Below are 15332 nucleotides of genomic sequence, written 5' to 3'. Positions count from 1 at the left end.
GTCCCCTCCGGCACACCTGAAATATGGACTGGCGGGTCCAAAATTGCAACAATAAATGCAGGATCGTGTTTTGCTAGTTTGGAGAGGACTGCGACGGAGCACATGATGGATTCAGACGGCCCGACGACCGGAAAGCCCAACGCTTCGCGATTTATGCAGGATGCCGAAGTGCAAAGCTGGCTCGAAAAAGCCATGGAACGATGGCGTCTGTGGGCGGTCGTCCTAGTCGTCGCAATAGTTGGAATTTACTATCTGACGGGACGCAGCAGCACTGATTCCGCTGTCACTCCAACAGCGGTTCACCCGATCGTTCCGGTCGCGGCGGTGCCCGCGAAGCTCGGCGATTTGAAGCAGTACATCTCCGCGATTGGAACGGTGACGGCCTACAACACGGTCACCGTCAAAAGCCGGGTGGACGGCCAGCTCAACAAGGCGAATTTTACCGAGGGACAGATGGTAAAGGCGGGCGATGTGCTGGCTGAGATCGATCCGCGCCCCTACCAGGTGCAGCTCACGCAGGCCGAGGGCACGCTGGCGAAGGACCTGGCGTCGCTCGAGAACAACAAGATTCTGCTGGCGCGCGACAAGGAACTGTACGACCAGAAGATCATCGCGCGCCAGGACCTGGACAACCAGCAATCGCTGGTCGGACAGTTCGCCGGCACGATCGAGAGCGACAAGGGCGTCGTTGATAACGCCAAGCTTCAACTGACTTACAGCCGCATCACAGCGCCGATCACGGGGAGGGTGGGCCTCCGCCTGGTGGACCCTGGCAATATCATTCACGCGACCGACACGACAGGTATAGCGGTGATCACGCAGCTACAGCCGATCGCGGTCGATTTCAGTATTCCTGAGGACGATCTGCCGAGCCTCGAGACCGCAATGAAGGCCAACCCAAATTTGCCGGTGGCGGCTTACGATCGCGACCTCAAGCACAAACTCGCGGAAGGAACGCTGCTCACGACCGACAATCAGATCGATCAATCCACTGGCACGATCAAGTTGAAGGCCTCGTTTCCCAACGAGGACAACGCGCTGTTCCCAAATCAGTTTGTCAACGCGAAGCTGCTGGTCAATACAATTCCGAATGCGATTCTGATCCCGGCGGCCGGGCTCCAGCGGAGCCAGCAGGGTTCGTTCGTCTATGCCGTCAAGCCGGACAATACCGTCGAGATGCGCCCGGTGACGGTAGGCGCAACCCAGGGCGACCTGGTCTCGATAGACAAGGGTCTTGCAGTGGGCGACCTGGTCGTCACCGACGGGGTGGACAAGCTGCAGCAAGGATCGCACGTGAGTGTGCAGACCGCGGCCATCCCGCCCGTGAGCGTCACTCAATGAATCTTTCGCGCCCGTTCATACTGCGGCCGGTCGCGACTTCGCTGCTGATGGTCGGGCTGATGCTCGCCGGGCTCGTCGCCTACGAGCAACTGCCCGTGTCGGCGCTGCCGCAGGTGGACTATCCGACGATCCAGGTCATGACCTTCTACCCGGGCGCGAGTCCGGACGTGATAGCGTCTTCGGTAACGGCTCCCCTCGAGCGGCAATTCGGCGAGGTGCCGGGGCTCACGCAGATGACCTCGAACAGCTCGTTCGGCAGCTCCGTCATCACGCTGCAGTTCGACCTCAACTTGAACATCGATATTGCCGAGCAGGAGGTGCAGGCTGCGATCAACGCGGCCGCGACTTACCTGCCGGCGGATCTGCCGAACCCGCCCGTTTACAGCAAGACCAATCCTGCCGACGCGCCGATTCTCACGCTGGCGTTGACGTCAAAGGAACTGCCGCTCGACCAGGTGGAAGATCTCGCGGATACGCGGCTGGCCGAGAAGATCTCCCAACTGCCCGGTGTGGGACTGGTGAGTATCGGCGGCGGCCAGAAACCTTCGGTGCGCATTCAGGCCAATCCAACCTCGCTCGCGTCGTACGGAATGACCCTCGAGGATCTGCGCACTGCTATCGCGAGCGCGAACGTCAACGAGGCCAAGGGCAACTTTGACGGCAAGCAGCAGGCGTTCACGATCGGCGCCAACGACCAGCTGCTCACAGCCAAGGACTACCTGCCGCTGATCGTCTCATATCACGGCGGTGCGCCGGTCAAACTTTCCGACGTCGCCGACGCGATCGACGACGCCGAGAACGTCAAGGCCGCGGCGTGGATGAACCTGACGCCGGCCGTGATCGTCAACGTCCAGCGCCAGCCCGGCGCCAACATCATCGCCGTCGTCGATCGCATCAAGGCGCTGATGCCGCGCTTGCAGGCCTCGCTGCCCTCGTCGGTGAGGGTGCAAATCCTCACAGATCGCACCACCACGATTCGCGCGTCGGTAAAGGACGTCCAGTTCGAGCTGATGCTGACGGTGGCGCTGGTCGTGATGGTGATCTTCCTTTTTCTGCGCAGCCTGTCGGCGACGATCATTCCGAGCATCGCGGTGCCGCTCTCGCTGATCGGAACGTTCGGCGTGATGTACCTGCTCGGCTACAGCCTGGACAACCTGTCGCTGATGGCGCTGACGATTTCGACCGGCTTCGTCGTTGACGACGCGATCGTGATGATCGAAAACATATCGCGCTTCATCGAGGAAGGCGACAAACCGCTGGAGGCCGCGCTCAAGGGCGCCGAGCAGATTGGCTTCACGATCCTGTCACTGACCGTCTCGCTTATCGCGGTGCTGATTCCGCTGCTGTTCATGGGCGATATCGTCGGCCGCTTGTTCCGCGAGTTCGCGGTCACGCTGGCGGTGACGATCCTGATGTCAGCGGTCGTCTCGTTGACGTTGACGCCGATGATGAGCGCGAAGCTGCTGGAGCATACGCCCAAAGATCGGCAGACCTGGTTCTATCGCAAGTCGGAGAAGGTGTTCGAAGACACGATCGCATTTTACGGCCGCACGCTCGAATGGGTGCTCGAGCACGAATTCGGAACGCTGATGGTTGCGATCGCGACGCTGGTGCTGACGATCGCGCTCTACATCGTCGTGCCCAAGGGCTTCTTCCCGGTGCAGGACACCGGCGTCATCCAAGGCGTCTCCGAAGCGCCGCAGAATGTCTCGTTCGCCGCGATGGTGCGCGGGCAGCAGGCCTTGGCTCAGATAATTCTGCAGGACCCTGCCGTCGAGAGCCTGTCGTCGTTCGTCGGCATCGACGGCACCAACACCACGGTCAACAGCGGACGGATACTGATCAACCTGAAACCGCTCGAGGAGCGCAAGGTCGATATCACCACCGTGATCAACCGCCTCGCGCCGAAGCTGGCGACCGTCAACGGGATGACGCTGTACCTGCAGCCGGTGCAGGACCTGACCGTCGAAGACCGCGTGAGCCGCACGCAGTATCAGTACAGCCTCGAGGATCCGAGCGCCGACGAATTGAACCTGTGGACCAGGAAACTCGTCGATAAGCTCAAGACGCTGCCCGCGCTGCGCAACGTCGCGACCGACCAGCAGAACGAGGGCTGGGAGGAGCATATCGTCATCGATCGGCTGACGGCTTCGCGCTTGGGTATCACGCCAAATCTGATCGACCAAACCTTGTACGACGCTTTCGGACAGCGGCAGGTATCGACGATTTTTACGCAGCTCAACCAGTATCACGTCGTGCTCGAAGTGGCGCCGCAGTTCCAGCGCAATCCGCACGCGCTCGACGACATCTACATTCGCTCGAGCACCGGCGGCGAGGTGCCGCTCAGCGCCTTCACCCACTTCGAGCCGGGTGCGGCCCCGCTCGCCGTCAACCATGAGGGCCAGTTCCCCGCGGTGACGATTTCGTTCGATCTCGCGCCAGGCTACGCGCTGGGCGACGCGGTCGCCGCAATCGACAATGCACGCGCGGAAATCGGGATGCCCGCGAGCATCGAGGCTTCGTTCCAGGGTACCGCCGCGGCCTTCCGCGCGTCGTTGAAAAACGAGCCGCTGCTGATCCTCGCGGCTCTCGTCACCGTGTACATCGTGCTCGGAGTTCTTTACGAGAGTTACATCCACCCGGTCACGATTCTCTCGACACTGCCGTCGGCGGGCGTAGGCGCGATCCTGGCCCTGATGATCTGCGGTCAGGACCTAAACGTGATCGCCCTCATCGGGATCATTCTGCTGATAGGTATCGTGAAGAAGAACGCCATCATGATGATCGACTTCGCGCTCGAAGCTCAGCGCAAGGACGGCAAGCCCCCGCACGAGGCAATCTTCCAGGCCTGCCTGCTGCGCTTCCGGCCGATCATGATGACCACGATGGCGGCGTTGCTCGGCGGATTGCCGCTCGCGCTGGGCACGGGAGTCGGCTCCGAGCTGCGCCGTCCGCTGGGTATTGCGATCGTCGGCGGCTTGCTCGTGAGCCAGGTGCTCACGCTTTATACGACGCCGGTAATCTTCCTGACCTTCGACCGCATGGCGGCACGATTTGCCAAGTGGCGGGCAGGAGATGCCATTCCAGAAACCGTTCCGGCTCAAGCGTCATGAGTATCTCCGAACCTTTTATAAGGAAGCCGGTCGCAACCACGCTGCTGACTATCGCGCTCGCGCTGGCGGGCGCGATCGCGTTCCGGCTGCTGCCGGTTGCGCCGCTGCCGCAAGTCGAGTTCCCGACAATCCAGGTCCAGGCGGCATTGCCTGGCGCGAGTCCGGAAACGATGGCCTCGTCGGTGGCGACTCCGCTCGAGCGCCAATTCGGCCGTATCGCGGGCCTGACGGAACTGACTTCGACCAGCTATCTCGGCGCCACCGCCATCGTTTTGCAATTCGACTTGAACCGCAATATCGACGCCGCGGCGCGCGATGTGCAGGCCGCGATCAATGCCGCGGCCGGACAGCTGCCGACGACTCTGCCGAGCAAGCCGACCTATCGAAAAGTCAATCCCGCCGATGCGCCGATCCTCATTCTGGCGCTCACCTCCAACGCTGTCCGTCCCGGCCTGATGTACGACGCGGCCGATTCGATCCTCGAGCAGAAGCTCTCGCAAATCGAAGGCGTCGGGCAAGTCAGTGTCGGCGGAAGCGCGCTGCCCGGTGTGCGCGTCGAGCTGAATCCAACCCAGATGAGCAACCTCGGCGTCGGTCTCGAGGACGTGCGAACTGTCCTGGCTGCCGCCAACGCGAACCGGCCCAAGGGCGAAGTGGCCGACGACAACCAGACCTGGGGGTTGAGCACGACCGACCAGCTGCTCAAGGCCGAGGACTACCAACCGCTGATCGTGCGCTATGCCAATGGTTCCGGCGCCGCAGTTCAGCTTTCCGATATCGCGCTGGTCAGGGATTCAGTCGAGAACGTCCGCGCCGCCGGCATGGTTGACGGCAAGCCGGCCGTATTGATCATCGTATTTCGCCAGCCCGGCGCGAACATCATCGACACCGTCGATCGAGTTTACGCGGCGCTACCGCAATTGCGCGCCTCGATCTCACCCGCGATCAATCTAGCCGTGGTCATGGACCGCACGACTACCATCCGCGCCTCCGTGCGCGACGTCGAGTTCACATTGCTGATCTCGATCTCACTCGTGATCATGGTGGTGTTCCTGTTCCTGCGTAACCTGCGCGCCACTTTGATTCCCGGAATCGTCGTTCCGCTCTCGCTGATCGGAACTTTCGGCATCATGTACCTGTGCGGCTACAGCCTCGACAATCTCTCGTTGATGGCGCTGACGATTTGCACCGGCTTCGTGGTCGACGACGCGATCGTCGTCATCGAAAACATTTCCCGCTACCGCGAGCAGGGCATGTCGCCGTTTGAGGCCGCGCTCAAGGGCGCCGCGGGCATCGGCTTCACGGTGATATCGATCAGCATCTCGCTGGTCGCGGTTTTTATCCCGATTCTGCTGATGGCCGGAATCGTGGGCCGGCTGTTCCGTGAGTTCGCGGTCACTTTGTCGGCCGCCGTGATGGTTTCACTGGTCATCTCGCTTACCACGACGCCGATGATGGCGGCGCACCTGCTCAAACCGCACGGCCATGAGAAACATAACCGCTGGTACCTGGCGAGCGAGCGCTTTTTCAAAGGCATGCTTGACCGTTACGAAAGCAGCCTGTTGTGGGTGCTGGATCACCAGCCGTTCACCTTGATGATCGCGCTGGCGACGCTCGGGTTGAGCATTTTTCTGTTCAGGGTCGTGCCCAAGGGATTTTTCCCGCAGCAGGATACGGGCCGCCTGATGGGCGCGGTGCAGGCCGACCAGGACACTTCATTCCAAGCGATGAAGCAACGCCTTACTGAACTGGTCGCGGCCATCGACAAAGACCCGGCCGTGGACAACGTGATCGCATTCACGGGCGGCAACGGCGCGACCAACACCGCGAACATGTATATCGCTCTCAAGCCCTTGAGCGAGCGAAAGATCAACGCCGACCTGGTCATCGGGCGCATCCGCAAGGAGGTCGCGCACATCGCCGGCGTCAATCTTTATTTGCAGGAGGTTCAGGATTTGCGCATCGGCGGCAGAATGAGCAACGCGCAATACCAGTTCACGCTCCAGAGCGACGACCTCGGCGAGCTCAACCAATGGGCGCCCAAAGTGCTCAAGAAATTGCGCACCGTCAAGATTCTCACCGACGTCAGCAGCGATCAGCAGAACAGCGGCCTCGAGGCCAATGTCGTCGTCGATCGCGACACCGCTTCGCGCTTGGGACTCTCGCAGCAGGCCATCGACGATACGCTCTACGACGCGTTCGGCCAGCGGCAAGTGTCCACGATGTACACGCCGCTCAACCAGTACCATGTCGTGATGGAGGTCGCTCCGCAGTTCTGGCAGAACCCCGATTCGCTCGACCAGATCTATGTGCGCTCCAGCACCGGGCAGCTCGTCAGGCTCGGCTCTTTCACGCATTTCTCGAACGACACGACCGCGCTCGCCGTCAACCACCAGGGCCAATTCCCGTCCGTGACTATCTCGTTCAATCTCGCGCCGGGCGTCGCTCTTGGCGATGCGGTTGACGCGATCGCGCAAGCCGAGGCGCAAATAAAAATGCCGGCCGGGATCCGCGGCACTTTCCAGGGGACCGCGCAGGCGTTCCAGGACTCGCTCAAAAACGAAGGCTTCCTCATCATGTTCGCGCTCGGCGCCGTGTACATCGTGCTCGGCATTCTCTACGAAAGTTACATCCACCCGATCACGATTCTCTCGACGCTGCCCTCTGCCGGCGTCGGTGCGATTCTCGCGCTGCTGCTCTTCCACTTCGAGCTGAGCATCATCGCGCTCATCGGCATCATCCTGTTGATAGGTATCGTCAAGAAAAACGCGATCATGATGATCGACTTCGCGCTCGAGGCTCAACGCCGCGAGGACAAGTCGCCGCACGACGCGATCTACCAAGCGTGCGTGCTACGCTTCCGCCCGATCATGATGACCACGGCGGCCGCGCTGCTCGGCGGTCTGCCCCTCGCGCTCGGCAACGGCACCGGCTCCGAGATGCGCCGCCCGCTCGGCATCGCAATCGTCGGCGGCCTGCTGGTAAGCCAGGTCCTGACGCTCTACACGACGCCCGTAATCTACTTGTACCTGGACCGCGTCAGCGCAGGATGGTCGCGCCTGTGGCGCCGCCTCCTCGGCCGCCCAAGAACCGCGCCAGCCGAGTCGCACGTAGCCGACTGACTATCCGTCCAATAGCCACTTCACTAGCTACTTAGTAATGCCGGCGGGCGCTTTGTTACCCAATTGGTCGCCCGATCGTATGCATGCGCCAATTGCATGCAGGCCATCTCGGCGTGATTCGGGCCGACGATCTGGATTCCCATCGGCAAGCCACGGTCGTTGAAGCCGGCTGGTACGCTGAGCGCCGGGCAGCCCGACATCGAGATCGGAATCATCACTTGCATCCAGCGATGGTAGCTATCCATCGCCACGCCGCCGACTTCTTTCGGCCAGTTAATTGTTGCGTCGAACGGGAAGACCTGGCCGGCGGGCGCGATCATGAAATCGTATTTCTCGAAAAATTCGCGCACCGCCTGGATACCACGCCGTGCGCGCGCGCGACGCGATCGCGACGTCCATCGCCGTTGACCTCAGGCCGTTTTCGATCTCCCACTGCAGTTCGGGTTTCATCAGTGCCCGTTGTGCCGGATCGGGATAACTGGCACGGAACTCGGCCGCGATTTTCCAGCCTCGAATCGTCAGCCAACTCTGCCACACGGGCTCGAGCAGATAATCAGGCATCGCGGTTTCCACGCTACATCCGAGCCCTTCGAAAACCTTGAGCGACCCTTCGCAGAGTTCGAGCACCCCGGGATCGAAGGGAATCTGTCCGCCGAAGTCGCCCACCCATCCGATTCGCGCGCCCTTGAAGTCGCGATCGAGCGGTCCCGTGAACTCGGCCGGATCCTGGCGAATCGAAAGGGGCGTGCGCGCGTCGTATCCGGCAATCACCGAAAGAAACATCGCAAGGTCCGGCACCGTCCGCGCCATCGGCCCATGTACTGAAACAGGCGGGATGAAGACTTCGTAGAACTGCGACGGCACCCGGCCGAACGAAGTTCGGAATCCGAACACATTGTTCCACGCAGCCGGATTTCGCAGCGATCCGCCGTTGTCGCTGCCGTCCGCCACCGGGATCATCCTGAGTGCGAGCGCGACGGCAGTGCCGCCGCTGCTGCCACCGCAGGTCTTCGACTGATCGTATGCGTTGAGCGTAGTGCCGAAGACCGGATTGTAAGTTTGAGAGCCGAGGCCGAACTCCGGCACGTTGGTTTTCCCGATAATGATCCCGCCGGCGCTCCGGATTCGCTCGACCATGATCGAGTCATCGCGCGGAACAAAATTCTTGAATAACGGCGGGCCCTTCGTCGTGCGGATGCCCCTGGTCGGCTCGAGATCCTTCACCGCATGCGGAAACCCGTGCATCCAGCCGAGATGCTCGCCGCGCGCGAGTTGCGCGTCGCGATTCTTCGCCTGCTCAAGCAGGCGCTCGCGCGGCTGAATCGAGACGATCGCGTTGACGCGCGGGTTCAGCCGTGCGATCTGATCGAGATACGCGTTCATCACCTCGACGCACGAGACCTGCTTCGACTTGATCGCGCGCGACAGCGCGACCGCGTCGAGATTAACGATTTCGCGGTTGCTCACGAGTTCCTCTTGGCGACCTCGCACTTCTGCGCGACGTCCCATCCAAGCTCGGCCGTCTGTCTCGCCTTCGCCCCGCGCAGCGCCGCATCGGGACCGCTGGCGTTGCCGATCTTCGCGCGCATCGCGATGCCCTGCGAGATCGCGGCACCGCGAAAAAACGAAAACGCGACGAAGAACATCAGATCGGGGACGCTGCTACGGCCGACTCGCCGGCAGTATGCGGCGACGAATTCCTCCTCGCTTGGAATCCCATGCGCCTTCAAATCCATTCCTTGAAAACTCAACACGCCGTCGATGCCGGGCGGGCAATGGTACGCGCGGCAGGCCCACGCCAGGTCGCCCAGCGGATGCCCCAGCGTCGACAGCTCCCAGTCCAGCACCGCGACCACGCGCGGCTCGACGGGGTGAAAGACGATGTTCTCCATCCGGTAGTCGCCGTGAACGATCGTCGTCTCGTCAGCCGCGGGAATGTTGCGCCCGAGCCATTCGATCAGCCGATCCATCTCGGGTATCTCGTCAATCTTCGACGCTTCGTACTGCTTTGACCAGCGCGCGAGCTGCCGCGCGACGTACGCTTCGGGCCGGCCGTAGTCGCCGAGTCCGACCGCACGGAAATCGACCTTGTGCAACCGCGCGAGCACGTCGTTCATCGAGTCGTAGCACGTCGCGCGCTCGTGCGGACTCGCGCCAAGCATCATCGGATCGCGCATGATGCGCCCTTCGACAAAATCCATCACGAAAAACGCGGTGCCGATTATCGAGGCGTCCTCGCACAGAAGGTGCACGCGCGGGACAGGCACATCGGTCGCCGCGAGCGCCTTGATGATTCGATATTCGCGCTCGACCTGATGAGCAGACTGGAGCAGAGTGCCCGGCGGTTTCTTGCGCATGACGAAACGCGCGTCCGGAGTCTCCAGCAGGAAAGTGGGATTCGATTGCCCGCCGACGAACTGCCGAACCGCAAGCGGGCCGCGAAAATTTGGCATCCGCTCGCGCAGGTAATGCCAGAGACGAGATTCGTCGAAGCGATGATTCTCGCGGACCGGAGTGACGTCGTCCTCGCGCATTTAGTTCGCGCTCCCGGTCTGCTGAGTCTGGGGTTCCAGCACGCAACTCTGGATCTCGGTCTGCGCCGCGTCAGTGTCGACCGGATTGAGATGCGGAACGGCAGTCAGCCAGCCCCATCCGAGTTCTTCTCTGATGTAGTACGAGCGCCGCTCGGTTTGAAATTCCACTTCGTCGGCGGTGTCGGTCTCGATGCTGCAGACGACCTTTTCGCCGGCCGGAACTACGAAGGCATGGTAGCCGCCGGGACCGATGCGCGCCGTGTCCTCGCCGCACGTTACCGCGGGACGAAGCGCGGACGACCCGTAGCTGTAGGGCCGGTATACGTAGATCACCGCGTTGCCGGGGGGCGACGTGATTTTTTCAAACGGTTGTCCCTGCACGGCGCATCCGAATCCGGCTGTCGCGACAACGCCGATCAAGAATAACAGAAGCCGGCAATTCATTGGCCAACAGATGCAGTTGGAGATTTGCCGGCGCTGGCGGCGGCCTGCGCAAGCCTGGCCTCATCCTTGTAGAGCTTTTGATCGATCCTTTGTCGAACAGCGTCGCGCGCAGCGTCATCCACCTCCTTGTGGGTGGGGTGCGAGTACATGTTGTACGACTTCGAGACGTGCTCCTTGGCGGTGTAGTCGCCGAGGATCGTGTCGCCGGCGCTTATCGACAAAGACGCAAACGCGGTCACGCCGATGTCGCCGAGCGGAGCACCAATAAGGTTGGCGGGATCGAGCGCGGAGATGGCCAGCGGGACGTGATAGTCATCGTGCGTCAATTCCTCGCGATAGGTGAAGGTCACCGGCGCAGTATCTGAAAGAGACATCGCAACCGCGGGCGGAAGCTCAGCCGCGTCGCCGGAAAGCAGCTTGCCCTTGAACGGCAACGGATGCGCGGGCACGTCAGCGACCTTGGGCGCTATCACGAGTTGCGAATCCAATTGCGGCGCGCCGGCAGGCTGCGCTTGTGTTTGATCCGGTTGCTGAGTGGCGCATCCGAAAAAGGCGGTCGCGGAAAAAAGAACCGCGAGAGCAAATAGATGTCTCATACTGGGCGGGGTCGCGAGCCGGTAGTTGAGATTCCTAGCCTCGCGACACCATACACCAATATTATCAGAAAAGGACGCGCTACTTTACGACGCCGCTGGCGATATAGACGGTGCCGCCGAGCATCTGCTCGACCTCGAGCGCTGACACCAGCGGCTCGAGATGGCTCCACGGACGCGCGAGGCCCTCGAGCGTGCTCGTCGATCGCAACGCCGCGTTCCATACGAAGAGATTCAGCGGCATCGTCCGGACGGGCGCCCACTTGAGCCCGGCCGCAACTACCCGCGCCCCCGGCTTGAGATGGCTGATCACGTTCGCGAGCGCGCGCGGCGTGCGCATTATGTCGTGGGTGAAGTGAAACAACGCTGCGTCGGCCGCCGCCGGTATAGCTGCTTCCTCGACCGCGGCCGAGATAAGCGTGACGTTCTTCCAGTTGTTCTCGGCCGCACGCGCCCGCGCCCGCTCGAGCATCTCGGGGCTCTGCTCGATTCCGACGATCGAGCCGTCGGGGCCGACCAGCCCTTCCAGCGCCGAAAAACTCAACCCGGTGCCGCATCCAACATCTATAACCCGGTCGCCGATTTTGAGACGTAGCAGGTCGATCGCGCGTTGCCGCACTGGCTCGAACAATAAGAGCTCGAGATCGTAGATGCGTGCGCGCGATCGATACTGGCGCAGAGCGGTCGAGCGGTTCGGCGTCAGCCAGCGTGTCAGTCTTTGAAATGGCTGCGAGCGGTCGTCAGGAGGGGTGTCCACCTTCGATGCCTCGCACTACGGACTATCACGAATGCGCCCCAATGTCCGACTTGCGGCCCATTCGTAGGCGGCGGCCCGTAAGACGAACCCCGGTGTTTTCGTCGACCACCACCGGGCGCACCTCGCGGCCCGTTTCGTTATCGACCAGAATCACCGGCGGACCATCTTCGCCCCACAGCCAATCGCTGCCCCATCGCCACATCGCGGCTAGCACGTCCCAGAATGCGCGGCCCTTGTCCGTCAGGCGGTATTCATAACGCGGCGGATGCTCTTCATAAGAAACTTTCTTGAGCAGACCTTCCTCGACCAGTCGATCGAGCCGACGCGCGAGCACCGCGCGCGGAACTTTCAGCGCGCGCTGGAAATCCTCGAAGCGGCGCCGGCCTGAGAATGCCTCGCGCATCACGAGCGGCGTCCACCAATCGCCAACCAGGTCGGTGGTGCGTGCGATCGGGCACGGCCAATCGTCGAAGCGAGTTCGCCGCATCAGGCAAGCGCCTCGATCCGCGCCGGCACGTGCTTGTGAAAGGGTGTGCCCGCGAACCAGTCGCGATCCTCGGTCACCGTCAGCTCATTAGGCGCAACTCCGTGCTGAAATTCCTGGCCTTCACGGTCGGGGTACCACAATCCCGTCCCGTTCGGCAGCGCGACGTGACCAGGCAGCATCGTATCTGTCAGCACGACCACACTCTCGGCGCTCGCACGCTTCGTTATGATGCGTACGCGACCGCCGCTTTGGACACCAATTGCTGAGGCGTCTGCCGGGTTCATCCAAAGCGCACCCGCTGGATCCTTCGGCCGCCATTGCGGATCCCGGATGATGGTATTGGCGGTCCCGGAGCGCCGCTGGCCGGCCGAGAGTACGAACGGAAACTCCGGGTCGTGAGCGGGTTGCTCATCCCGAAGAGACTTGAGTTCGGGCATCAGTTCGTCGATCGTTAGGTTGATCTTCTGGTCGTGAATTCTACGCCAGGTCTCCTCATACGGATCGACGCTGATCACGACCCCTGAACGATTCTTCAAAATCGCATCGAACAACGCGTCGCCGAGCTCGACGCCCTCGCCGGTGAAGCCCGCGCGGCGGAGCGACTCCGGATACCTCCGCGCGAAGTTGTGCGCGATGCCCCAGACCGACGCGGCGTTTTCGTTCCCAGCTCCCAGCGTCGGGCCGAGAGTCTCGTATAGAAGCACTGTCATTAGCTCAGCCAAATGAGGTCGCTCTGAAACGACTCGCATCAACTCCATCGCAAAGGCGGACCTTCCTTTGGCGGCGGCTGCGCGCAAAGGAGCGACATCGTCATCGGTCATCGCGCCAATCGCGCGAACCAGCCGGCGATGAATTTCTCCCTCGGGCAGTGTCCCTGGAATCGGATCGAGAATCGGCGCGCGCAGCGTGAACGTGTTCGCGTATTGCGTCTCGGTATGAAACGCCGCGCCGAAAAAGGTTGCTTCCCACTTTTCGTATTGCGAAGATGCCGGCAAGACGTAATGCGCCTCGCGTGCGCTCTCGGTCATCGCAACATCGATGACGACGACGAATTCCAACGCCGGCAACGCTTCGCGCATTCTTGCGCTGTCGGCGACCGAATGCGCAGGATTTTCGCTCTCTATGAGCATCGCGCGGAAACGCTTGGGATGGTCGGTCAGGATTTCATCGGGAATCACGTTGGCCGGGATCATCCCGCCGATGATGCGATGCCCGCCGACCGGACTCGTCTGCGACGATAGCGCGCCGCTGAAGAGTCCGGTCAGACTTGTCCCCGCATTCATCGCGCCGGGCTTCCCGATATTCCCTGTCACGGCGAAGAGCAGTTCCTCCAGGTAGGAGTTGAGCGTGCTGTGGAGCGACTGCTCGATGCCGAGGTCTTCGTAAACCGAAACGCTCGAAGCGCCGGCGATTCGGCGCGCGACGTCGCGAACCAGCGCTTCGCTGATGCCCGCGCGCCCGCAGTAGTCCGCAACCGGAACCTCGTTCAGCGCCGCGAACAGTCCATCGATATTTTGCGTGCGCTCGCGAATGTAGTCGTGACTGATCAGATCCTCTTGTACGAGAACCCCCAGAATCGCGGCGAGGCAAAATGCGTCGGTCCCGGGACGCACCCGCAAATGGTAGTCCGCCATCTCCGCGGTCTCGGTGCGGCGCGGATCGATCACGATGAGCGCGCGGTTCGGGTCGGCCGCAATGTCGCGCAGGATCGGACGGGCACGCTGAAAGCCGTGCGACTGCCATGGATTCTTGCCGACGAATACCGCCACCTCGGCTTGCTGGTAGCTGCCGCTGAGGCCTGTTCCGAAAAGCTTATGATCCACCCAGAACTCGCCCGTCTTTTCCTGGGCCAGCGCATTGGAGCTGAATACCGAGCCAAGGGCCCAGCGCGTCGATGCGCCGTAGCTGCCGCAGAGATGATTGCCCTGCCCACCGCCGCCGTAATAGAAGATGCTCGCGCCGCCGTAAGTGTCGCGCACACGCCTGAAGCCCGCCGCGACCTCGCGGATGGCGGTGTCCCAGTCGATTTCCTCGAATGTACCGTCGGGGCGCCGTCGAAGAGGCGAGTTCAGGCGGTCTCTGCCTTCTGATAGTAGTCGAGCCGCTGCGCCTTCTCGCAGGCATACCCCTGCGACGCGACGTGCTCGCGATTTCCATGGACGCGCGTGATGTGGCGCCCGTCGAGTTTCACATCGACGCCGCAGTTAACGCTGCACAGGATGCACACGGTCTTCTGCCAGCCCTCACTACTCATCGAAATCTCCCAAATTATCAGTTCATCTACCGAACTACATAGTTCAACAAGAGAATGAACTATGTTCTCACGTGAGGCAAGCTGGCGGAGGGGGGAGGGAGTCGAACCCTCCGGCAACAATATTAGCCGCCAAGCCGGTTTTGAAGACCGGTGGGGCCACCGGGCCCCTTCCTCCTCCGGGCTTTATTTATTAAGGGGTTACGACGGCTTGCACAACCTGCGGATCGGTCTGAGTGCCCACTAAGTGCCCACTTTTTTCGAGTTTCCCCAATCGCCCGACGCCGTTCAGGATCGCATTGGCGAGCTGGTCCGCCGTGTTGCCTTCCGTGTGCTTGAAGAAGTGCGAGTAGACTTGGAGTGTGATCGCTGGATTGGCATGGCCGAGGCGATGCTGGACTTCGGTGATGGGCGCGCCCCCCGCGATCATGGCTGAGGCGCAGCTATGACGGAGCGTGTGGAATGTCACGCGTCTGAGTCGAGCCCTTGAAAGGGTCGGGTAGAACGCGACGCGCAGGAGCCAGTCTCTGCAGACGGGCTTCCCTTCGGGCGTCGGGAACACGAGGTCCTCTTCGGCTTGCGCGCACTGCAGCTTCCAGCGTTTCAGATCGGCGACCAATAACTCGGGAATCGAAATCGTGCGGCGGCCCGCCTTGGTCTTCGGCGGGAAGTAGCGCGGGCGCACCTCTT

At 61.8% G+C, this 15332-nt stretch carries 9 protein-coding genes, 1 tRNA gene and 2 pseudogenes; 3 read left to right on the top strand and 9 right to left on the bottom strand.

Annotated features, from left to right (window positions below; translation table 11 throughout):
• Positions 1 to 105 precede the first annotated feature (105 nt).
• The 3 genes from VJX68_RS01130 to VJX68_RS01120 are packed head-to-tail and all read left to right on the top strand — an operon-like array spanning position 106 to position 7576.
• On the top strand, positions 106 to 1341 hold the full coding sequence (locus VJX68_RS01130) for an MdtA/MuxA family multidrug efflux RND transporter periplasmic adaptor subunit (RefSeq protein WP_324093795.1): 1236 nt from the start codon (positions 106 to 108) through the stop codon (positions 1339 to 1341).
• Positions 1338 to 4454, top strand: a complete 3117-nt coding sequence (locus VJX68_RS01125) for a multidrug efflux RND transporter permease subunit (RefSeq protein WP_324093794.1) — start codon at positions 1338 to 1340, stop codon at positions 4452 to 4454. Before VJX68_RS01130 ends, VJX68_RS01125 begins: the two co-directional genes overlap by 4 nt.
• On the top strand, positions 4451 to 7576 hold the full coding sequence (locus tag VJX68_RS01120; RefSeq protein ID WP_324093793.1) for a multidrug efflux RND transporter permease subunit: 3126 nt from the start codon (positions 4451 to 4453) through the stop codon (positions 7574 to 7576). Before VJX68_RS01125 ends, VJX68_RS01120 begins: the two co-directional genes overlap by 4 nt.
• Positions 7577 to 7599: 23 nt before the next feature.
• On the opposite strand, the pseudogene VJX68_RS01110 reads toward VJX68_RS01120, so the two are convergent.
• The 9 genes and pseudogenes from VJX68_RS01110 to VJX68_RS01065 all read right to left on the bottom strand — a co-directional run.
• A pseudogene (locus VJX68_RS01110) lies at positions 7600 to 9085 on the bottom strand (amidase).
• Positions 9040 to 10110, bottom strand: a complete 1071-nt coding sequence (locus VJX68_RS01105; RefSeq protein ID WP_324093790.1) for a phosphotransferase — start codon at positions 10108 to 10110, stop codon at positions 9040 to 9042. Before VJX68_RS01105 ends, VJX68_RS01110 begins: the two are co-directional and overlap by 46 nt.
• Positions 10111 to 10554: a hypothetical protein gene (locus VJX68_RS01100; protein ID WP_324093789.1), complete on the bottom strand. Its 444-nt coding sequence runs from the start codon at positions 10552 to 10554 to the stop codon at positions 10111 to 10113. It abuts the gene before it with no gap.
• The gene (locus VJX68_RS01095) at positions 10551 to 11042 is read right to left on the bottom strand and encodes a hypothetical protein (protein WP_324093788.1); all 492 of its coding nucleotides are present in this window, start codon (positions 11040 to 11042) and stop codon (positions 10551 to 10553) included. Before VJX68_RS01095 ends, VJX68_RS01100 begins: the two co-directional genes overlap by 4 nt.
• Positions 11043 to 11229: 187 nt before the next feature.
• The gene (locus VJX68_RS01090) at positions 11230 to 11904 is read right to left on the bottom strand and encodes a class I SAM-dependent methyltransferase (protein WP_324093787.1); all 675 of its coding nucleotides are present in this window, start codon (positions 11902 to 11904) and stop codon (positions 11230 to 11232) included.
• Between the two features lie 25 nt (positions 11905 to 11929).
• Positions 11930 to 12391, bottom strand: coding sequence for a winged helix-turn-helix transcriptional regulator (locus VJX68_RS01085; RefSeq protein WP_324093786.1), 462 nt, complete (start codon positions 12389 to 12391; stop codon positions 11930 to 11932).
• A pseudogene (locus VJX68_RS01080) lies at positions 12391 to 14645 on the bottom strand (molybdopterin-dependent oxidoreductase). The gene VJX68_RS01085 and the pseudogene VJX68_RS01080 overlap by 1 nt, the downstream one beginning before the upstream one ends.
• Positions 14646 to 14727: 82 nt before the next feature.
• Positions 14728 to 14823 (bottom strand) — tRNA-Sec (locus VJX68_RS01070).
• Positions 14824 to 14835: 12 nt separating this feature from the next.
• A partial coding sequence (locus VJX68_RS01065) for a site-specific integrase (RefSeq protein WP_324093784.1) occupies positions 14836 to 15332 on the bottom strand: 497 nt, incomplete at its 5' end.

Source organism: Binatus sp. (SeqCode), assembly GCF_035272065.1.
Classification (GTDB): Bacteria; Desulfobacterota; Binatia; order Binatales; family Binataceae; genus Binatus.
Note: the sequence above shows the minus strand (reverse complement) of the source record. Positions and strands in the feature narration are given on the sequence as shown.